The organism is Pseudomonas sp. GW821-FHT01D09 (genome assembly GCF_059422465.1).
Genome location: NZ_JBWKWY010000002.1, coordinates 300,085 through 318,933, shown reverse-complemented (window position 1 = coordinate 318,933; position 18,849 = coordinate 300,085). Strand labels below are relative to the sequence as shown.

At 62.3% G+C, this 18,849-nt stretch carries 20 protein-coding genes; 13 read left to right on the top strand and 7 right to left on the bottom strand.

All coding sequences use genetic code 11. The features are described 5' to 3' along the window. Positions 1-124 precede the first annotated feature (124 nt). The gene (locus AC07W7_RS04355) at positions 125-1,375 is read left to right on the top strand and encodes a ribonucleotide-diphosphate reductase subunit beta (RefSeq protein WP_076965325.1); all 1,251 of its coding nucleotides are present in this window, start codon (positions 125-127) and stop codon (positions 1,373-1,375) included. Between the two features lie 62 nt (positions 1,376-1,437). On the opposite strand, the gene AC07W7_RS04350 is transcribed toward AC07W7_RS04355, so the two are convergent. Further along, positions 1,438-1,737, bottom strand: coding sequence for a putative quinol monooxygenase (locus AC07W7_RS04350; RefSeq protein ID WP_076965328.1), 300 nt, complete (start codon positions 1,735-1,737; stop codon positions 1,438-1,440). Positions 1,738-1,820: 83 nt separating this feature from the next. Continuing rightward, entirely contained in the window at positions 1,821-2,831 is a 1,011-nt protein-coding gene (locus AC07W7_RS04345; RefSeq protein ID WP_495038813.1) for a zinc-binding alcohol dehydrogenase family protein, read from the bottom strand. 112 nt (positions 2,832-2,943) lie between these two features. Here AC07W7_RS04345 and AC07W7_RS04340 point away from each other — a divergent pair, with 112 nt between their 5' ends. Next, entirely contained in the window at positions 2,944-3,834 is an 891-nt protein-coding gene (locus AC07W7_RS04340; protein ID WP_495038812.1) for a LysR family transcriptional regulator, read from the top strand. Positions 3,835-3,870: 36 nt separating this feature from the next. Next, the gene (locus tag AC07W7_RS04335; RefSeq protein ID WP_169867285.1) at positions 3,871-4,359 is read left to right on the top strand and encodes a DUF1289 domain-containing protein; all 489 of its coding nucleotides are present in this window, start codon (positions 3,871-3,873) and stop codon (positions 4,357-4,359) included. 147 nt (positions 4,360-4,506) lie between these two features. Here AC07W7_RS04335 and mdeB read toward each other — a convergent pair whose 3' ends face one another. Then, positions 4,507-7,185 (bottom strand): alpha-ketoglutarate dehydrogenase, encoded by a 2,679-nt coding sequence (gene mdeB, locus AC07W7_RS04330; RefSeq protein WP_495038811.1) that lies wholly within the window; start codon positions 7,183-7,185, stop codon positions 4,507-4,509. A 194-nt stretch (positions 7,186-7,379) separates the two neighbouring features. Between mdeB and AC07W7_RS04325 the strand changes: the two genes are divergently transcribed. Further along, complete coding sequence (locus AC07W7_RS04325; RefSeq protein ID WP_495038810.1) at positions 7,380-8,318, top strand: class I SAM-dependent methyltransferase; 939 nt, start codon at positions 7,380-7,382, stop codon at positions 8,316-8,318. Positions 8,319-8,468: 150 nt separating this feature from the next. After that, the gene (pcsA, locus tag AC07W7_RS04320) at positions 8,469-9,188 is read left to right on the top strand and encodes a phosphatidylcholine synthase (protein WP_076964693.1); all 720 of its coding nucleotides are present in this window, start codon (positions 8,469-8,471) and stop codon (positions 9,186-9,188) included. Between the two features lie 16 nt (positions 9,189-9,204). On the opposite strand, the gene AC07W7_RS04315 is transcribed toward pcsA, so the two are convergent. Beyond that, positions 9,205-9,990, bottom strand: coding sequence for a sulfite exporter TauE/SafE family protein (locus AC07W7_RS04315; RefSeq protein WP_076964692.1), 786 nt, complete (start codon positions 9,988-9,990; stop codon positions 9,205-9,207). Positions 9,991-10,007: 17 nt separating this feature from the next. After that, on the bottom strand, positions 10,008-10,169 hold the full coding sequence (locus AC07W7_RS04310; RefSeq protein ID WP_169867282.1) for a hypothetical protein: 162 nt from the start codon (positions 10,167-10,169) through the stop codon (positions 10,008-10,010). Here AC07W7_RS04310 and AC07W7_RS04305 point away from each other — a divergent pair. From AC07W7_RS04305 to AC07W7_RS04295, 3 genes are all read left to right on the top strand, one after another. Beyond that, positions 10,164-10,721, top strand: a complete 558-nt coding sequence (locus tag AC07W7_RS04305; RefSeq protein WP_495038809.1) for a UPF0149 family protein — start codon at positions 10,164-10,166, stop codon at positions 10,719-10,721. The genes AC07W7_RS04310 and AC07W7_RS04305 overlap by 6 nt on opposite strands. Before the next feature lie 102 nt (positions 10,722-10,823). After that, a complete protein-coding gene (aroA, locus tag AC07W7_RS04300) occupies positions 10,824-12,080 on the top strand; it encodes a 3-phosphoshikimate 1-carboxyvinyltransferase (protein WP_076964690.1) in 1,257 nt (418 codons plus the stop codon). A 32-nt stretch (positions 12,081-12,112) separates the two neighbouring features. Further along, a complete protein-coding gene (locus AC07W7_RS04295) occupies positions 12,113-12,511 on the top strand; it encodes a hypothetical protein (protein WP_495038808.1) in 399 nt (132 codons plus the stop codon). A 346-nt stretch (positions 12,512-12,857) separates the two neighbouring features. On the opposite strand, the gene AC07W7_RS04290 is transcribed toward AC07W7_RS04295, so the two are convergent. Beyond that, a complete protein-coding gene (locus AC07W7_RS04290) occupies positions 12,858-13,541 on the bottom strand; it encodes a GNAT family N-acetyltransferase (protein ID WP_495038807.1) in 684 nt (227 codons plus the stop codon). Between AC07W7_RS04290 and AC07W7_RS04285 the strand changes: the two genes are divergently transcribed. The 5 genes from AC07W7_RS04285 to AC07W7_RS04265 all read left to right on the top strand — a co-directional run bounded on the left by AC07W7_RS04285 (position 13,534) and on the right by AC07W7_RS04265 (position 18,246). After that, entirely contained in the window at positions 13,534-13,746 is a 213-nt protein-coding gene (locus AC07W7_RS04285) for a hypothetical protein (RefSeq protein WP_495038806.1), read from the top strand. The two genes, AC07W7_RS04290 and AC07W7_RS04285, sit on opposite strands and share 8 nt — an antisense overlap. A gap of 54 nt (positions 13,747-13,800) precedes the next feature. Beyond that, on the top strand, positions 13,801-14,511 hold the full coding sequence (locus tag AC07W7_RS04280; RefSeq protein WP_495038805.1) for a FadR/GntR family transcriptional regulator: 711 nt from the start codon (positions 13,801-13,803) through the stop codon (positions 14,509-14,511). Positions 14,512-14,620: 109 nt separating this feature from the next. After that, positions 14,621-15,814 (top strand): L-2-hydroxyglutarate oxidase, encoded by a 1,194-nt coding sequence (gene lhgO / locus AC07W7_RS04275; RefSeq protein WP_495038804.1) that lies wholly within the window; start codon positions 14,621-14,623, stop codon positions 15,812-15,814. A 171-nt stretch (positions 15,815-15,985) separates the two neighbouring features. Then, entirely contained in the window at positions 15,986-17,314 is a 1,329-nt protein-coding gene (locus tag AC07W7_RS04270; RefSeq protein WP_076964682.1) for an MFS transporter, read from the top strand. An 80-nt stretch (positions 17,315-17,394) separates the two neighbouring features. Next, complete coding sequence (locus tag AC07W7_RS04265) at positions 17,395-18,246, top strand: CAP domain-containing protein (protein ID WP_076964681.1); 852 nt, start codon at positions 17,395-17,397, stop codon at positions 18,244-18,246. A 66-nt stretch (positions 18,247-18,312) separates the two neighbouring features. Here the strand turns inward: AC07W7_RS04265 and AC07W7_RS04260 are convergent, their stop codons facing one another. Next, positions 18,313-18,792, bottom strand: a complete 480-nt coding sequence (locus AC07W7_RS04260) for a VOC family protein (RefSeq protein WP_076964680.1) — start codon at positions 18,790-18,792, stop codon at positions 18,313-18,315. Between the last annotated feature and the right edge of the window lie 57 nt (positions 18,793-18,849).

Genomic DNA, 18,849 nt, shown 5'->3' with positions numbered 1-18,849 from the left:
TTCCTACACACCATATAGTGTGCCCACACACGAAACCGACCACTACATAGTGTGCGATGCCGGTAATTATCAAGTTTTTGGACGGCTTCACACGCCGTCAGAACAGACCAGGAAGGAGTATTTCATGCTGAGTTGGGATGAAGCCGACAACGAAGACACCGGTGCAGCCGTGATCCGTGGCGCCAACGCCGGCCACGCCACCGAAGCCAACATGGACCGCCTCGACGGTGCCGGCGCCGCTGCTGCCCTCGAAGCCCGCGCAGTCACCGCCAATGACTCCGCCGCCATCGTGCGCGCCAAGGCCGCCCTGGACAAACTCGACATCGCCGAAGGCCTGGCCGAACTCGAAGGCGCCGCCGCCCGTGTCGCCGTTGACGAAAAGCGCATGATCAACTGCCGCGCCGACCTCAACCAACTCGTCCCCTTCAAATACGACTGGGCCTGGCAGAAATACCTCGACGGCTGCGCCAACCACTGGATGCCGCAAGAGGTCAACATGACCGCCGACATCGCCCTGTGGAAAAACCCCGAAGGCCTGACCGACGACGAACGTCGCATCGTCATGCGTAACCTGGGTTTCTTCTCCACTGCCGATTCCCTGGTCGCCAACAACCTGGTCCTGGCCGTGTACCGCCTGATCACCAACCCGGAGTGCCGCCAGTACATCCTGCGCCAGGCCTTTGAAGAGGCGATCCATACCCACGCCTATCAGTACTGCATCGAATCGCTGGCCATGGATGAAGGCGAGATCTTCAACATGTACCACGAGATCCCATCGGTCGCCAAAAAGGCCGCCTGGGGCCTGAAATATACGCGCTCGATCTCCGACCCGAAGTTCGAGACCGGCACCGTCGACACCGACAAGGAACTGCTGCGCAACCTGGTCGCCTACTACTGCGTCCTGGAAGGCATCTTCTTCTATTGCGGCTTCACCCAGATCCTGTCCATGGGCCGTCGCAACAAAATGACCGGCGTGGCCGAGCAGTTCCAGTACATCCTGCGCGATGAGTCGATGCACCTGAACTTCGGCATCGACGTGATCAACCAGATCAAAATCGAAAACCCACACCTGTGGGATGCCGAGATGAAGGAAGAAGCGACCCAGATGATCCTGCAAGGGACCCAGCTGGAGATCGAATACGCCCGCGACACCATGCCGCGCGGCGTACTGGGCATGAACGCGGCGATGATGGAGGATTACCTCAAGTTCATCGCCAACCGTCGCCTGTCGCAGATCGGCTTGAAGGAAGAGTACCCAGGCACCACCAACCCGTTCCCGTGGATGAGCGAGATCATGGACTTGAAGAAAGAGAAGAACTTCTTTGAGACCCGGGTGATCGAGTATCAGACCGGTGGGGCGTTGAGCTGGGACTGACCGGCCCACACCGCCTGTAGGCGCGACAAACTCGCGCCTACAGGCGGTTGCGATGCATGGCGTCAGTGGGAAACTTGCTCCAGAAAGATCAACTTCAGGGGCTCCTGGAGCAAGTCATCCGCCGTGGCGGCAAAGCGTTGGAAGTACGGCATCGCAAAATGCGCATCGAGGGCCGCCTGGTCCTTGAACGCTTCACGCATATAGAACGTGCCTGGCTCATCACGCAGCTCGAACAACACGTAATCCAGGTTGCCAGGCTCGGTGCGGGTCGGCTCGACCAACCCCAGCAGGCCGGCCTTGAGCGCTTGTTCCTGGCCCGGCTTGGCCTTGAGTACGGCGATGGATATCAAGGGTTTGCTCATGTTGGCGACTCCATTGGTAGGTTGGCTGGCGCATGCAGCGAGCATCACACACAGCGATAAGCCCAGGGCTTTGATCAGGGTGTTCATTGAAAATCCTCCAGCACAATCTTGCCCCGCGCCTTGCCGCTTTCCACCAGGGCATGGGCGCTGCGCATATTGGCCGCGTTGATCGCGCCAAAATGTGCGCCAAGAGTGGTGTGCAACACACCCTGGTCGATCAGGTGGGCCACCCGGTTGAGCAGATGGTGTTGCTGGATCATATCCGCCGTCTCAAACAGCGAGCGGGTGAACATCAGTTCCCAGTGCAGGGACAAGGATTTGAGCTTGAGTGGCATGACATCCAGGCTGGCCGGGTCGTCGATCAACCCCAGCCGCCCTTGGGGGCGCAGCACTTCGACCAGTTGCGCCAGGTACTGCTGGGTATGGGTCAGGCTGGCGACATGGCTGACCGCCTCGATCCCCAATGCCTGGAGCTGGGTCAGCATGGGCCGGCGGTGGTCGATCACATGATGGGCGCCCATGCGCTGCACCCACTCGACAGTCTCCGGGCGCGAGGCGGTGCCGATCACAGTCATCTGGGTGAGTTGCCGGGCCAGTTGCACCAGGATCGAACCCACGCCGCCGCCGGCACCGACCACCAACAGCACATCGCCCGCGCCTGCGCCTTCAGGTACACCCAGGCGGTCGAACAGCAACTCCCAGGCGGTGATCGACGTCAGCGGCAAGGCCGCAGCGTGGGCCGCATCCAGTGTGCGCGGCCGGTGGCCAACGATGCGCTCATCGACCACCTGGAATTCGCTGTAGCTGCCAGAGCGGATCAGGGAGCCGGCGTAGTACACCGCGTCGCCCGGCTTGAACAGGGTCACGTCAGGGCCCACCTGGCGCACGATGCCCGCCGCGTCCCAGCCGAGGATTTTCGGCTCCTTGGCGAAGGTGCCGGAGCGCACCTTGGTGTCGACCGGGTTGACCGCCACGGCCTGCACCTCCACCAGCAAGTCCCGGGGGCCGGGTTGGGGGGCTTCGATAGTCACATCGATCAGCGAGCGCGGGTCGTCGATGGGCAGGCCATGTTGGGTAAAGGAGATAGCTTTCATGGGAACTCACAGGTGATGAGGGGCGATGGCCCTCGATGGCTTGCATCATTACCGTTCCCAGGGCGCAGAAAAATCGACAAAATGCAGCAACACTTTCATTGCTGGAGTGAAAATGATCCGCATCGATGATCTCGGGCTGTTCCTGCGCAGCGCCGCCCTGGGCAGTTTTACCGCCGCAGCGGTGGAGGCCAACCTGTTGCCCGGCCAGGTGGCGGCGGCGATCAAGCGCCTGGAGCGGGAACTGCAGGTGCGCCTGTTTACCCGCACCACCCGCAGCCTGCGCCTGAGCGCCGAGGGCGAGCAGTACCTGCCCACCGCCCGTGGCGTGCTTGAGCAATTGGCGCTAGGGCAGGAACGCTTGCGCGGCGATAACGCGCCGCTGCGGGGCACGTTACAGATCGCCGCGCCGTCGGACCTGGGGCGCAATCTCCTATTGCCGATGCTCACCGAGTTCCGCCGCCAACACCCTGAATTGACCTTGCGTTTTCTGGTGTCGGACCAGGTCACCAACCTGTTCCGCGACCCGGTGGACGTCGCCCTGCGTTACGGCTGGAACGCGGACGCCAACTATATCGCCCTGCCCCTGGCGCCCTGGAACCGCCGGGTGCTGGTGGCGTCGCCGGACTATGTGGCGCGCCACGGTGCCCCCGCGTCCGTCGACGACCTGACCCGCCACCCCTGCCTGTTGTACCTGCAAAACGGCCGCCTGCATGACCGCTGGGAACTGGGCGCACACACCGTGCAGGTCACCGGCCCGTTGTTCAGTGACGACGCCGATGTGGTGCGGCGCTGGGCGGTTGCCGGAGAAGGCATCGCCTACAAGTGCTGGCTGGATGTGTATGCCCAGGTGCAGGCACAACGCCTGGTGGTGTTGTTGCCGGAGATTCCCGGGGATGTGTACCCCTTGAGTTTCGCCTGCCCCCATCGCGGGCAGATGTCCCGGGCCGTCACCCAGTTGTATCAATACTTGAACCAGCAGTTCAGTGCGCTGGAGCGCCAGTGAACCCTTTTGTCGTGGATTAGGAAAGACGCGGTTTTTATGCCCAATCAAACCATCAAGACGCCCTGCGTCGGCCTGTGTTCCACCGTGTATGGCGACCTGGTGTGCCGTGGTTGCAAGCGCTATCACCATGAAGTCATCCAGTGGAATGGCTACAGCGCCGAGGAAAAACAAGCGGTCTGGCTGCGCCTCGAACAGTTGCTGGTGCAGGTCATGGCCAGCAAGCTGGAGGTGTTTGACCCGGCGCGCCTGCGCCAGCAACTGGACACGCGCAAGATCCGGTTTATGCCGCACCAGTCGCCTTATTGCTGGGCCTATCAGTTGATTGCCCGGGGCGCGCGGGTGATTTCCAGGCTGGATGCGTATGGCTTGGCGTTGCTGCCGGAGTTTCGCGAGCGGCACTTGGCGGACTTGCGTGACGCGATTGATCGGGAGTTTTTCCTGCTATCGGAGGCGCATTACCAGCGCTATATCGCGCCGGATTTTTTGCGTGAGGCGTTTGGGCCCCAGTTGATAGCCACTCTCTAAAGCACACCACAACCCCCTGTGGGAGCGGGCTTGTGTGGGAGCGGGCTTGCCCGCGAAGGCGTAGTGTCAGTTGATGCATAGGTGACTGACCCACCGCCATCGCGGGCAAGCCCGCTCCCACACTTGGTCCTCATTGACCTTGAGGTGTCAGTGGGTCCAGGACGCCGCGCGCTCGGTGTGCAGGCCGTACCGTTCAATCGCCTGCTGACACACCTGCGCCTCCAGGCTGCCCTGTTCCACCAGGGCGGCCAACGCGGCCAGCACGATATGGTGGCGGTCCACCTCGAAGAAATCACGCAGCGCCGCCCGGGTGTCGCTGCGCCCGAAGCCATCGGTGCCGAGCACGGTGTAGTTCGACCCCAGGTATGAACCGATCATCTGCGGCACAGCCCGCACATAGTCCGACACGGCCACCACCGGCGCGCCCTCGGGCAGGCAGCTCGCCAGGTGGCTGCGCCGTGGGTTTTGCAGGGGATGCAGGCGGTTCCAGCGCTCCACCTCCCGCGCCTCGCGGGCCAGTTCGCTGAAGCTGGTCACGCTGAACACCTCGCTGTCGATCTGCCAGTCGTCTGCCAGCAACTGCGCGGCGGCCTGGGCCTCGCGCACCAGGGTGCCGGAACCGAGCAGGCGCACCTTGGCGCCGGCACTGCCATCAAGGCGGTACAGGCCCTTGATGATCGCCGCCTCGACGCCCTCGGGCAGGCTCGGTTGCGGGTAGTTTTCGTTCATCAGGGTCACGTAGTAGAACTCGTCCACATCGTGCTCAAGCATCTGGCGCATGCCGTGGTCGAGAATCACTGCAAATTCGCCGGCAAACGCCGGGTCGTAGGCGCGGCAGTTGGGCACGGTCGCGGCCATCAGGTGGCTGCTGCCGTCCTGGTGCTGCAGGCCCTCGCCACCCAGGGTGGTACGCCCTGCCGTGGCGCCGAGCAAGAAGCCCCGGGCGCGCTGGTCGGCAGCGGCCCAGATCAGGTCGCCCACCCGCTGAAAGCCGAACATCGAGTAGTAGATGTAGAACGGCAACATGCGCAAGCCATGCACCGAGTAACTGGTGGCCGCCGCGACCCAGGAGCTGATGGCGCTGGCTTCGCTGATGCCCTCTTCGAGGATCTGCCCGTCGGTGGCTTCGCGGTAGCTGAGAATCGAGCCAATGTCCTCCGGCTCGTAGCGCTGGCCGACGCTGGAATAAATGCCGATCTGCTTGAACAGGTTGGCCATGCCGAAGGTGCGTGCCTCGTCGGCGACAATCGGCACGATACGCGGGCCCAGGGCCTTGTCCTTGAGCAAATTGCTGAGCATGCGCACAAAGGCCATGGTGGTGGACATTTCCTTGCCTTGGGCCTGGGTCGCGAAACCGCCGTAGCCACTCACCGGCGGCACAGGCACCGGTTCGGCGCTCTGGCTGCGGCTGGGTACATAACCGCCCAAGGCGGCGCGGCGCTGGTGCAGGTAGCGCATTTCGGCACTGTCGGCGGCGGGTTTGTAGAAGCTCAGGGATTCGGTCTGCTCATCGCTCAGGGGCAATTGGAAGCGGTTGCGAAAGGCGATCAGCGCCTCGCGGTCGAGTTTTTTCTGCTGGTGGGTGGTCATCTTGCCCTGCCCGGCCTCGCCCATGCCAAAGCCCTTCTTGGTCTGGGCCAGGATCACCGTAGGGCGCCCCTTGACCCGCCGCGCCGCATGATAGGCCGCATGGATTTTCAGCATGTCGTGGCCGCCGCGCTTGAGACGGTCGATCTGCTCGTCGCTCAAGCCAGCCACCAGCTTGGCCAGGGACTCGCTCTGGCCGAAGAAGTGTTCGCGGTTATAGGCACCGTCCTTGGCGGCAAAGGTCTGGAACTGCCCATCCACGGTCTGGGACAAGGTGCGCACCAACGCACCGTCCTCATCCTTGGCCAGCAAGGCATCCCAGTCCGACCCCCAGACCAGCTTGATCACGTTCCAGCCGGCACCGGCAAACAGCGCCTCCAACTCGTCGATGATCCGCCCATTGCCACGCACCGGGCCATCGAGGCGTTGCAGGTTGCAGTTGACCACCCAGGTCAGGTTGTCCAAGCCTTCGCGGGCGGCCAGGGTCAGGGCCGACATGCTTTCCGGCTCGTCCATTTCGCCGTCGCCGAACACGCCCCAGACGTGGCGGTCGGTGGTGTCCTGCAAGCCGCGATGGTGCAGGTAGCGCATAAACCGCGCCTGGAAAATCGAGCTGATCGGGCCAATGCCCATGGAGCCGGTGGGGAACTGCCAGAAGTCCGGCATCAACCACGGGTGCGGATAGCTCGACAGGCCACGGGCGCCGGCCTTGACGGCGCCCAGCTCCTGGCGATAGTGGGCCAGGTCCTGCTCGCTCAAGCGCCCTTCAAGAAAGGCCCGCGCATAGATACCGGGCGCGGAATGCGGCTGGTAGAACACCAGGTCGCCGCCCATGTTGTTGTGGCGTGCCCGAAAAAAATGGTTGAAACCCACCTCGAACAGGTCCGCCGCGCTGGCGTAGCTGGCGATATGACCGCCCAATTCGCCATAGGCCTGGTTGGCGCGCACCACCATGGCCAGGGCATTCCAGCGCACCAGCGAAGCCAGGCGCTCTTCGGTGGCCAGGTCACCGGGAAAGTGCGGCTGCTGGGCCACACTGATGCTGTTGATATACGGCGTGCCATGGCGCGGTTTCCAGCCGATGGCCGGGGTATTGCCGGCGTCGGCCAGCATATCGAGGATCTGCCGCGCGCGCTCAGGGCCGGCATGGCGCACCAGGGAATCCAGGGCGTCGCGCCACTCGGTGAGTTCCTGCGGGTCAATGGCTGTTTGCTGGACTGTCTTGACGAAACCGTTCATGGGGCACCTGTGAGCTGTTTTTTTCCAGTTTATGTCTGCCCATAAGGATTTTTTGACTGTTCTGGGTAGGTAAAAGGGCAATTTGCAGCACAAAACACTTAAACACCCCTGATTAAAAGCACGTTGTGCTTGCGTCACCTGTGTCAACGCAATTGTGTTTAAAATGCCGCCCGTTTAATGATCGACGCCACCCGATGACCCCAGACGCCCTCGCCCTGCTCCACACCCACTTGCTGACCGCCCTGCGTGATGTGCCCGTGGAAACCCGTCGCCTGTTCCACGGCCGGGGTCGTTGTTGGCCGGGGCTGGAGCAGTTGACCGTGGATTGGCTGCAAGGCGTGGTGCTGGTCTCGGTGTTCAAGGAGCCGGAGCCTGCGCAGTTGCAAGCCTTGCAACACCAGTTGCGCGAACTCTGCGAAAGCCGCGAATGGCAACAGGCCGGCGCCCACACCCTGGCCCTGCAACATCGCTACCTGCCGCAAAGCACCACCGAATGGCTGTGGGGGGAAATGGTCGAGGAACTGACCATCACCGAAGGCGGCCTGCGTTATCGCATCGACCTGGGCAAAAAGCAGAACAGCGGGCTGTTCCTGGATATGCGCTACGGGCGCAACTGGGTGCGCGAGCACGCCCATGGCCTGCGGGTATTGAACCTGTTTGCCTACACCTGCGGGTTTTCCGTGGCCGCCATCGAGGGCGGGGCCGAGCATGTGGTCAACCTGGATATGGCCCGTGGCGCCCTGAGCCGGGGCCGCGACAATCACCGGCTCAATGGCCATGACCTGGGCAAGGTGAGTTTTCTGGGGCATGACTTGTTCAAGTCTTGGGCCAAGGTCACCGGCAACGGGCCTTATGACCTGGTGATCATCGATCCGCCGTCCTTCCAGAAAGGCAGCTTCCTGCTGACCAAGGACTACCAGCGCGTGCTGCGGCGCCTGCCGGACCTGCTGACACCCCAAGGCACGGTGCTGGCCTGCATGAACGACCCGGCGTTGGGCGAAGACTTCCTGATCGAAGGCGTCACCCGCGAAGCCCCGGGGCTGCGGTTTGAGCAGCGCCTGGCAAACCCGCCGGAATTTCCCGATATCGATGCACAAAGCGGCTTGAAGGCCCTGGTGTTCCGTCAGGGCTGATGCCGAATCCGCCAGTGCTTGCTACGCTGAATCCAAGGCCTTGGTGGTGAACCTTATCCCCCCCTTCCCGGTCGATACCTGCATCCCTTGGCCAGATTCGACGCCCAACCGTCGTCGGCTGCCCCGTTTCACCTTTTGGAGAACGCCCCTGTGATATCGACCCTGCATGTAGCCAGACTCAAAGCCTGGGGCGCCCACGGCTTTACCGCCACCGGCGTGGTGCTGGCCTTCCTGGCGACGCTGGCGCTGCTGGAGAACCAACCCAAGGCGTGCCTGCTGTGGCTGGGCCTGGCGTTGATCGTGGATGGCGTGGACGGGTCGCTGGCGCGGCGGGTCAATGTGCAGACGGTGCTGCCGAGCTTCGATGGCTCGGTGCTGGACCTGGTGATCGATTACCTGACGTATGTGTTTATCCCGGCGCTGTTTATCTACCGCTATATCGACCTGCCGGACTTCACCCACCTGTTCACCGTGTCGGTGATCCTGGTGTCGTCGCTGTTCTGCTTCTGCAACGTCAATATGAAGAGCAAGGACAACTACTTCCAGGGCTTCCCGGCGGCCTGGAACGTGGTGGCGCTGTGTGTCTACATTATCGACCCGAACGCCTGGGTGACCCTGGCCACGGTGATCGGCCTGGCGCTGCTGACCGTCACGCCGATGAAGTTCCTGCACCCGTTCCGGGTCAAGCGCTTTATGCCGATCAATATTGCAGTGACCACGGTGTGGCTGCTGTGCAGTCTGTTGCTGGTGATCGACCAGCCGTACACCAACAAACTGACCATGGGCTTGTGGTTGTTGATGTCGGCGTATTTCCTGGGGATTTGTATCTGGCGTACGGCGGTGGAGTGGTTGGATAAACGCAGGGCGTGATGCGTACCAGGCTGGCTCAGAACGCCAGCTTGAAACCAATCAACCCCAGCATCACCGCCAGGCACGGGCGCAGCAGTTCATCCGGCACCCGGCCGGACATATGGCTGCCGACATAGATGCCTGGCAGCGAGCCCATCAGCAAGAACCCCAGCAAATGCCAGTCCATATTGCCCATGCTCGCGTGCCCCAGGCCCGCGACCAGGGTCAGGGGGACCGCGTGGGCAATTTCGGTGCCCACCAGGCGCTTGGTGGCCAGGAACGGGTACAGGATAAACAGCGCCACGGTGCCCAGGGCCCCGGCACCAATGGAGGTCAGGGCAACCATGGTGCCCAGGATCGCACCGGTGAACACCGTCAACCCGTTGAGGCTGCGCGGGCTCACATGGTAGTTGTCGCCGGCATGGCGCTGGGCAAAGGCCAGCAATCGCTTCTTGAACAGAATCGCCAGGGCCGTCAGCAACAACACCACGCCCAGGGCTTGCTTGATCACCTCGTTCATCGCGCTGGGATCGGTGTGCAGATTCTTGAGGAACCACAGCGTCAGCAGCACCGCCGGCACGCTGCCCAGGGTCAGCCAGCCGGTGATGGTCCAGTCGATGTTCTTGTTCTTGCCATGCACCAGCACCCCACCGGATTTGGTGATGGCCGCGTACAGCAGGTCGGTGCCCACGGCCGTGGCCGGGTTGATGCCGAACCACAACAGAATCGGGGTCATCAGCGAGCCCCCGCCCACGCCGGTCATGCCGACGATAAAACCAACGATCAGGCCCGCCACCACAAAACCAAAATTACCCACATCCATTACAACTACCTGCGGCCTTATAAAATTCTGGCGGCAGCATAGCGATTTTTCTTATAACGACTTATACCAATAAGATCTGACTTTATTCCTTTTTCTGCATCCAGCCCTTCTGGCACTGGATTAAAACGCCGACACGCGCCATCCTCCGCGTTTTGCGCCCAAAGGATCTGTTCATGCACGACCAAGCCCTCGCCCCCGCCGATTTCGAGTTTATCGAAGACATTCTGCTCAAGTACGGCGATGATAACTCGGTGTTGAACCTGGCCGAACTCGATGGCTATTGCACTGCCCTGGTGTCCGGCCCGGCACCGGTGGACGTGGCTATCTGGTTCCCCGCGATCTGGGGTGGGCAGATGCCGGCATGGGAAAGCAAGGAAGAACTCGGGCAGTTTATCGACCTGTGCACGCGCCATCTCAATAGCCTTGCCCAGCAGTTGGCCAGCGATGCCCAGGGTTTTGAGGCGCGCTTTGAACACACCGAACACCAGGGCCTGCCGCTGACCCTCGCCGAGGAATGGTGCTTTGGCTATATCCGTGGCGCCGCGATCAGCGAATGGCCCACCCTGCCGGCCGAGCAGGCCGCGCAGTTGGAAGCCATCTCCTGGTGCGCCGAGCAGGACAATTTTGAATTGCCGGCAGACCTGGATGTGGCGGCCCATCAACAGCAGGTGGCGCGCATCGAGCCGGCCGCCAGGGCCTTGCATGCCTATTGGTTGAGCCAACGCGGTTAAACCCGCGGCATGATTTGACCCTGCCCTGCCGGATGGTCGATTATTCGTCTCCGCCAGCCGGCCACTCCCAGCCACCGCGCCTTGAATCAGGAGCCTTGTACCTTGAGTTCGCAGAAAACCGTGACCGTGACACCGCCCAACTTTCCATTGCACGGCAAGGTAGCGCCTCCCGGCTCCAAATCCATTACCAACCGCGCCCTGCTGCTGGCGGCCCTGGCCAAGGGCACCAGCCGCCTGAGCGGCGCGCTGAAAAGCGACGATACCCGGCATATGTCCGTGGCCTTGCGCCAGATGGGCGTGACCATTGACGAGCCGGATGACGTGACTTTTGTCGTCACCGGCCATGGCAAGCTGCAGTTGCCGGCGCAACCGTTGTTCCTCGGCAATGCCGGCACCGCGATGCGCTTTCTCACCGCCGCCGTGGCGACCGTGGAAGGCACCGTGGTGCTCGATGGCGACGAGTACATGCAAAAGCGCCCCATCGGCCCGCTGTTGGCGACGCTGAACCACAATGGCATCAAGGTTGAAAGCCCCACCGGCTGCCCGCCTGTGACCGTGCAGGGCACTGGCCGTGTGCAGGCCAAGCGCTTTGAGATCGATGGCGGCCTGTCCAGCCAATACGTCTCGGCGCTGCTGATGCTCGCCGCCTGCGGCGAGGCCCCGATCGAGGTGGCCCTGACCGGCAAGGACATCGGCGCCCGTGGCTATGTCGATCTGACCCTGGACTGCATGCGTGCGTTTGGCGCCCAGGTGGAGGTGGTCAACGACAGCACCTGGCGTGTGGCGCCCACCGGCTACACCGCCCACGACTACCTGATCGAACCCGACGCCTCGGCGGCCACCTACTTGTGGGCGGCCGAAGTACTCACGGGCGGCAGCATCGACCTGGGTGTCGCCCCGCAGGACTTCACCCAACCCGACGCCAAGGCCCAGGCCGTGATCGCCCAGTTCCCGCAGATGCCGGCCACGGTAATTGGCTCGCAGATGCAGGACGCCATCCCGACCCTGGCCGTGCTGGCGGCGTTCAACAACACCCCGGTGCGTTTCACTGAACTGGCCAATCTGCGGGTCAAGGAATGCGACCGCGTCCAGGCCCTGCATGACGGCCTCAACGAGATCCGCCCGGGCCTGGCGACCATCATCGGTGACGACTTGCTGGTCGCCAGCGATCCGGCGTTGGCCGGCACGGCGTGCACCGCACGGATCGACACCCACGCCGACCACCGCATCGCCATGTGCTTTGCCCTGGCGGGCCTGAAAGTCTCGGGCATCCAGATTCAAGACCCGGACTGCGTGGGCAAGACCTATCCTGAGTACTGGAACGCCCTGGGCAGCCTGGGCGTGCAACTGACCTACTAAGCCGTCAGCATCAGCGTGGGGAGGGAGTGATCATGACAATTCGCCAACCCTGCCCACCGGCTGTGTGTGACTGCGAGCGCGAACAATTGCTCGCGGCTCCCGACGCCGACCAGCGCATCCTGCAACTGACCCGCCAGGAAGAAAAAAAGCTGCTCGAGCGCCTGGAAAACCTGCAAAGCCTGGCCGACCTGGAACGCATGCAACACCTGATGCAGCAACAACTGGGCATCCGCGTGCACATCGCCCCGGGCCATACCGAAGTCAAAAGCATGCGTGGGATCCAGATTGTGATCGACGAGCTGCCGGGGCTGTGTCGCAAGACGCGGCAGTCGATTCCGGCGGCGATTCGCAGAGGGATGGAGAAGCGACCGGAGATTGCTTATCGGTTGCTGGATGCCCATGACCTTTTCCGCGACAGCCCAGCCCTGTAATGCCATTCAGTTAAGCGAACGCAATGCTCAAAGCAGCGCAGATCAAATGTGGGAGCGGGCTTGCCCTAATGCCAGTCAGTTAAGCCTTTTTGTAGGAGCGAGCTTGCTCGCGAAGAACTTGAGAGCGCCGCGTTTACCTAGCAAACACGCGTTATCGTTGACGTCCTTCGCGAGCAAGCTCGCTCCTACAGAAAGCAGAATCCGCTTAACTGACTGGCATTAGGGCTTGCCCGCGATAGCGGAGTGTCAGTCGACAGATATACCGACTGACATGACGCCATCGCGGGCAAGCCCGCTCCCACAGGGGATCTGCGCTTAACTGAACGACATTACCGCTTGCCGTCTCCTACAGGGCGGAGCGGGTTTGCACAAACAACTGGGCCTTGCGCGTCAATTGGTCAAAATGCCGGTCGCGCTGTTTCTCGGCATCGATCATCGCGCGCTTGCCGTGTTTGTGTAGCAAATAGGTGTGGATCTGCCGCACTTCCAGGGAGCTGTAGATCGACGCCACCTCCAACACGCCCATCAGGCCATCGGTGCTGTAGTCGCGGGTGTTCATCAACACCTGGGTGCCCCGCACGCCGCGCACCTGAAAACCCATGGCCTCGAACGCCGGGACTTTTTCCACCGCGCAGGCCAGTTCGCCATGGGGGTAACGGCTAAGCATCTCATCGATCATCGCCCGCGCCACGCCCTGGCGGCGGTGGCTGGCCTGCACGGCCATATAGGCCACACCGCAGGCTTCGGGATCATCCTTGACCGGCAGGTACAGCAGGAAGCCGATAACCTTGGCTGGATCCTGCTTATCCATCGCCACGATCAGCTCAACCGCAATGCCCTTGGCCCCGCCCACCGCCTCCAGGTACAGGTGCACTTCGTAGCCGATTGCATACTGGTAGACGTTGTACAGCAGGTTGCTCGGCGGGATGGCGACACTACTGATATCGGTCAGGTAGTCGACCACCATCTGCAGGATCTGGCTGTTGACGGGCTCGGGGCATGGGCTGGCGTAATGGGTAAGGGTGAACATCGAATTCCTGTTTCCTGGTCTTTCACATCAAGGCTGGCGGGATTGTACCTGTTATGCGCCACACACCTCGCGTAAACAGCCACGCAACCTGGGCTTGATCATCGGCGCATGGGCCCTGGGCGCGGCGCTGGGCCTTATCGTCCTGGCCTTGCTGCTGGCCGTCACGCGCCGAGTAAAAGCACAGCAAGCCATCACGGCGCCTTGACAAGGGAAAATCGTAACAGCTATTGTCTGACAACCTGATCACCTAGGTTTTGCCATGCTTGAGCTCCAGCGTCCAGATTCCCTCGTGGTGCGTGTTGTCAGCGCCATACGGGCCGAGATTGACTCCGGGCAACTGCCGCCTGAGTCGCGCCTGCCGACCGAGCAGCAACTGGCGGAACAGTTGAACGTCAGCCGTTCGGTGGTGCGCGAGGCGATTGCCCAGCTCAAGGCCGATGGTGTGTTGACCGCCCGGCGTGGCCTGGGCTCGTTTATTTCGCAGACCCCGGCCGGTACGGTGTTCCGCTTCCCCGAAAAGAATGGCCGGCGCCCTGACCTGGCACAAATGTTTGAAGTGCGCCTGTGGATCGAAACCCAGGCGGCCTCCATTGCCGCCCAACGCCGCGACGCTGACGACCTGCAACGCATGAAACGCGCCTTGCAGGAAATGCACGACAAGCGCGCCGACTTTGAAGCTGCAGCGCTGGCCGACGTGGCGTTTCACCGGGCCATCGCCGACGCCAGCAAAAACGAATACTTCGTTGCCTTCCACGACTTTTTGCGTAGCCAATTGGCCAGCGCCCGCAAGACGGCCTGGGAAAACTCCGCCTCGCGCTTTGCCAGCGGTTCGGCCGACGCCACCCAGGAACACCAGGCGCTGTACCAGGCCATCGTCGACGCCGACCCCCAAGGCGCCGCCGCTGCCGCCGAAGCGCATTTGCGCGCTGCCGCCAAACGCTTGCAACTGGAGCTGCCGGCAACCCATTGATCCATCGAACACCTATAAAGCGTGCCTGCGGGCGCGCCGTTTTTTTAACAAAAACATTAGTCTGACAACCTGATAAGCAGACTGAAATGTACTGATTTAGGTAGCCCATATGATTTATGACTTTTGCATCATCGGCGGCGGCATTGTCGGCCTGGCCACCGCGATGGAGCTGCTCAAACGCCAGCCCAACGCGTCCCTGGTGATCCTGGAAAAGGAACCGGTCCTGGCCAGGCACCAGACCGGTCATAACAGCGGCGTGATCCATGCCGGCATCTACTACGCGCCGGGCAGCCTCAAGGCCGACCTGTGCAAGCGCGGCGCCGAGGCCACCAAGCAGTTTTGCCGCGAGCATGGGATCAAGTTCGAGGTGTGCGGCAAATTGCTGGTGGCCTCCACCGCCCTGGAAGTGCAGCGCATGGAGGCGCTGTATGCGCGCTCGCAACTCAACGGGATGAAGGTCGAACGCCTGGACGCCGAGCAGTTGCGGGCCCGCGAGCCGAATATCGTCGGCCTTGGCGGGTTGTTCCTCGATGCCACCGGGATCGTCGACTACCGCCAGGTCTGCGAAACCATGGCCGGGGTGATTCGCCGCAATGGCGGTGAGATCTGCCTGGAAAAAACCGTGACTGCGATTGCCGAAGACAGCGACAAAGTCACCGTCAGCACCCACGACGGCGCCTGGCAGGCGCGGCACCTGGTGGTGTGCGCCGGCCTGCAATCGGACCGCCTGGCAACCCTGGCCGGGATCGATATCGACCACCAGATCATCCCGTTCCGGGGCGAGTATTTCCGCTTGCCCGCGTCGAAGAACAACATCGTCAACCACTTGATCTACCCGATCCCCGATCCAGAACTACCGTTTCTGGGGGTGCACCTGACCCGCATGATCGATGGCAGCGTCACCGTCGGCCCCAATGCCGTGCTGGGCCTGGGTCGGGAGAACTACAAGAAGTTTTCCGTCAACTGGAAGGATGTGGCCGAGTACGCGCGCTTCCCCGGGTTCTGGAAAACCCTCTGGCAGAACCTCGGCTCCGGCAGCGTGGAAATGAAGAACTCATTGTTCAAGTCCGGTTACCTGGAGCAATGCCGCAAGTATTGCCCGTCCCTGGAACTCGACGACCTGCTGCCCTACGAAGCCGGGATCCGCGCCCAGGCGGTGATGCGCGACGGCAGCCTGGTGCACGACTTCCTGTTCGCCCAGACGCCACGCATGTTGCATGTGTGCAACGCGCCGTCACCGGCGGCCACCTCGGCGATTCCGATTGGCGAAATGATCGCCGACCGCATGTTCACCCCCCACTAAATCCCCCTGTAGGAGCTGTCTCGCCCCGCGAGGCTGCGATGACGGCGGCACAGGCAACACATGTATTGCCTGGCCCACCGCTATCGCAGCCTCGCCAAGGCTCGACAGCTCCCACAGTTGACCGCGTTTGCAACCCCCTAATAAATATAATGACTGAGAAGGAAGTACAGCATGACGGCAAAAGCCCACAACCCCGCCACGGTGGAAACCCCGGCCCAAACCAAGAAACGCCTGCGCAAGGTGGCTGCCGCCACCATCTTCGGTTCGATGCTGGAGTGGTATGACTTCTACCTCTACGCAACCATGGCGGCGATTGTCTTTTCCAAGATCTTCTTTGATAACAGTGACCCGAAAACCGCGACCCTGATGGCCTTCTCCACCTTCGCCATCGGTTTTATCGCCCGCCCTTTCGGCGGCATCCTGTTCGGCTACCTGGGCGACAAGTTCGGCCGTAAACATGTGCTGGTGCTGACGTTCTGCATGATGGGCGTGTGCACCACGCTGATCGGCCTGATCCCCAGCTATGCCTCGATTGGTATCTGGGCGCCGATCATTCTGGTGTTTATCCGTATCATCCAGGGCCTGGGTGCCGGCGCCGAGTTGTCGGGCGCGGCAGTCACGTCCTACGAGCATGCGTCAGAAGGCAAGCGCGGCAGCCAGGGTGCCTGGCCGGCGCTGGGCTTGAACCTGGGCCTGCTGCTGTCATCGCTGACCGTGTACCTGCTGACCATCAATGGCAATGAGTTCCTGCTGGCCGGCGGCTGGCGCATCCCGTTTATCTGCAGCATCGCCCTGGTGGGTGTGGGCCTGTGGGTGCGCAACAGCATCCCGGAAACCCCGGAGTTCAAGGAACTGAGCCAGGCGCCGGCCAAGGCCAAGGTCTCGCCGCTCAAGGCCCTGTTCAAGAACGACCTCAAGGGCCTGGCGGTGGTGTTCTTCGTGGCGATTGGCTACAACGCCCTGAGCTATATCTTCAAGACCTTTTCCCTGGCCTACCTGACCCAGTTCAAGGGGGTCGACGTGCACGTCACCTCGCTGTCGGTGACCATCGCCAGCCTGGTGGCGATTGTCGCCGTGCCATGCTTCGGCTGGCTGTGTGACAAGTGGAGCAGCAAGTCGGTGCTGGTGCTCGGCGGTGTGTTGTCGCTGCTGTTCGCCTACCCGTTCCTGGCGCTGCTGAACACCGGCGAAAGCCTGATGATCTACCTGGCCATCGGGATCGGCACCGGGATCCTCGCGCCGATGATGTTCGCGCCCCAGGGCTCGTTCCTCAGCCGGCAGTTCCCGACCCAGACCCGCTCTTCGGGCTTCGGCACCGGGCGGGAAATCGGTACCGCCATCGCCGGCGGTTTGGCGCCGCTGGGGGCCTTGTCGATGGTGGCCGCTTCGACCACTCACTCGACGGACGGCGTGGTGATCATCCTCGCCATCGCGTCGGTGCTGGTGGTGGTGTTTGCCCTGTGTGACCAGGGCCGCAAGCACTCGGCATTCAAGAACTGAGGGCAAAATATTGCCCAAGGGGTGCATCCGCGCCCCTTCATCGCGCATCATGGGCACTTTCATGCTCAAGGGAAACGTCCATGCGCGCTCTGTCATTGATGATAGGTGTCACGACGCTGGCCGCCAGCCTGGTGTTTTGCGCCACGGCGTCGGCGAGCGAAGAGAGTCAATTGATCGACTCGATCAACCAGTACCGCAGCCAGGTGCAGCGCTGTGGCGACCAGGGCTCCCAGGAATTGCCGCCGCTGGCGGTCGATCCGCGCCTGGTGTTGCCGGTCAATAATGTCGGCGATTTGCAGCAGGCCCTGGCCCAGGTGGCCTACCCGATGGTCAATGTACAGGCGATCAGCCTGTCCGGGCCGCGCGACGCGCAATCGGCAATGAAGGCGGTGCGCGAGAGCTTCTGCCGGGTGGTGCTGGACCCGCAATTTGTCGATATCGGCGTCAGCAACACTGGCCAGGACTGGCGCATTGTCCTCGCCCGCCCGCTGTTGAGCCGTGGCCTGGCCAGTTCCCAGGAGGCCGGCCCGCAGTTGCTGGAGATGGTCAACGCCGCCCGCAAACAACCGCGCCAGTGTGGCGAGCAAGCCTTCGCGGCCACCACCCCGCTGGCCTGGAACGCCCAGTTGGCGAGCGCCGCCGACAGCCATGCACGCAACATGGCCAACCATAATTTCTTCGACCACCTGGACCGCGACGGCCGCACCCCGGGCGACCGCGCGGAACTGGCGGGTTATGTGGCCCAACAGGTCGGCGAAAATATTGCCGCCGGCCTGGATACACCGCGCAAAGTGGTCGATGGCTGGCTCGCCAGCCCCGGGCATTGCGCCAACCTGATGAACCCGCAGTTCCGCGAATTGGGTGCCGCCTATGGGCTGGACCCAAAAAGCGACGCGGGAATCTACTGGACGGCGCTGTTAGGCACGCAATAGCGCTGCACTGGCCGGCGCTGCTTGGTATTGCCCTGTGTTGAGGGCAGACGTTATACCAGGGTTTGGTTACCCCTTGAGCGCCGCCTCAATCGCCGCAATGTCGATTTTCACCATGCCCATCATCGCCTCGAACGCGCGCTTGGCTGCCGCAGGATCGGGGTCGGTGATCGCCGCCGTGAGCAGGCGCGGGGTGATTTGCCAGGAGAGGCCCCACTTGTCCCGGCACCAGCCACAGGCAACCTCCTCGCCGTCATTGCCGACAATGGCCTGCCACAAGCGATCCGTCTCGGCCTGGTCATCCGTGGCGACCTGAAATGAAAATGCCTGGTTGTGCTGGATACCCGGCCCGCCATTGAGGCCCAGGCACGGGATGCCCATGACGGTGAACTCCACGGTCAGGACATCGCCCTGCTTGCCCGCCGGATAGTCACCCGGTGCTGTGTGTATGGCCTCTACCGAGCTGTGCGGGAAGGTCGCGGCGTAGAACCTGGCAGCCTCCAACGCAGCGCCGTCGAACCAGAGGCAGATGGTGTTTTTGTGGGTCATCTGGATGCTCCAAAAAGGCGATTGACCGTTTCAGTCTAGCCAACCCCAGAACCGGCG

What these genes read in the sequence shown, in the direction of transcription:
- AC07W7_RS04355 (WP_076965325.1), top strand. Translation starts at nt 125, where the DNA reads ATGCTGAGTTGGGATGAAGCCGACAACGAAGACACCGGTGCAGCCGTG.
- AC07W7_RS04350 (WP_076965328.1), bottom strand. Translation starts at nt 1,737, where the DNA reads ATGAGCAAACCCTTGATATCCATCGCCGTACTCAAGGCCAAGCCGGGC.
- AC07W7_RS04345 (WP_495038813.1), bottom strand. Translation starts at nt 2,831, where the DNA reads ATGAAAGCTATCTCCTTTACCCAACATGGCCTGCCCATCGACGACCCG.
- AC07W7_RS04340 (WP_495038812.1), top strand. Translation starts at nt 2,944, where the DNA reads ATGATCCGCATCGATGATCTCGGGCTGTTCCTGCGCAGCGCCGCCCTG.
- AC07W7_RS04335 (WP_169867285.1), top strand. Translation starts at nt 3,871, where the DNA reads ATGCCCAATCAAACCATCAAGACGCCCTGCGTCGGCCTGTGTTCCACC.
- mdeB (WP_495038811.1), bottom strand. Translation starts at nt 7,185, where the DNA reads ATGAACGGTTTCGTCAAGACAGTCCAGCAAACAGCCATTGACCCGCAG.
- AC07W7_RS04325 (WP_495038810.1), top strand. Translation starts at nt 7,380, where the DNA reads ATGACCCCAGACGCCCTCGCCCTGCTCCACACCCACTTGCTGACCGCC.
- AC07W7_RS04315 (WP_076964692.1), bottom strand. Translation starts at nt 9,990, where the DNA reads ATGGATGTGGGTAATTTTGGTTTTGTGGTGGCGGGCCTGATCGTTGGT.
- AC07W7_RS04305 (WP_495038809.1), top strand. Translation starts at nt 10,164, where the DNA reads ATGCACGACCAAGCCCTCGCCCCCGCCGATTTCGAGTTTATCGAAGAC.
- AC07W7_RS04295 (WP_495038808.1), top strand. Translation starts at nt 12,113, where the DNA reads ATGACAATTCGCCAACCCTGCCCACCGGCTGTGTGTGACTGCGAGCGC.
- AC07W7_RS04290 (WP_495038807.1), bottom strand. Translation starts at nt 13,541, where the DNA reads ATGTTCACCCTTACCCATTACGCCAGCCCATGCCCCGAGCCCGTCAAC.
- AC07W7_RS04280 (WP_495038805.1), top strand. Translation starts at nt 13,801, where the DNA reads ATGCTTGAGCTCCAGCGTCCAGATTCCCTCGTGGTGCGTGTTGTCAGC.
- lhgO (WP_495038804.1), top strand. Translation starts at nt 14,621, where the DNA reads ATGATTTATGACTTTTGCATCATCGGCGGCGGCATTGTCGGCCTGGCC.
- AC07W7_RS04270 (WP_076964682.1), top strand. Translation starts at nt 15,986, where the DNA reads ATGACGGCAAAAGCCCACAACCCCGCCACGGTGGAAACCCCGGCCCAA.
- AC07W7_RS04265 (WP_076964681.1), top strand. Translation starts at nt 17,395, where the DNA reads ATGCGCGCTCTGTCATTGATGATAGGTGTCACGACGCTGGCCGCCAGC.
- AC07W7_RS04260 (WP_076964680.1), bottom strand. Translation starts at nt 18,792, where the DNA reads ATGACCCACAAAAACACCATCTGCCTCTGGTTCGACGGCGCTGCGTTG.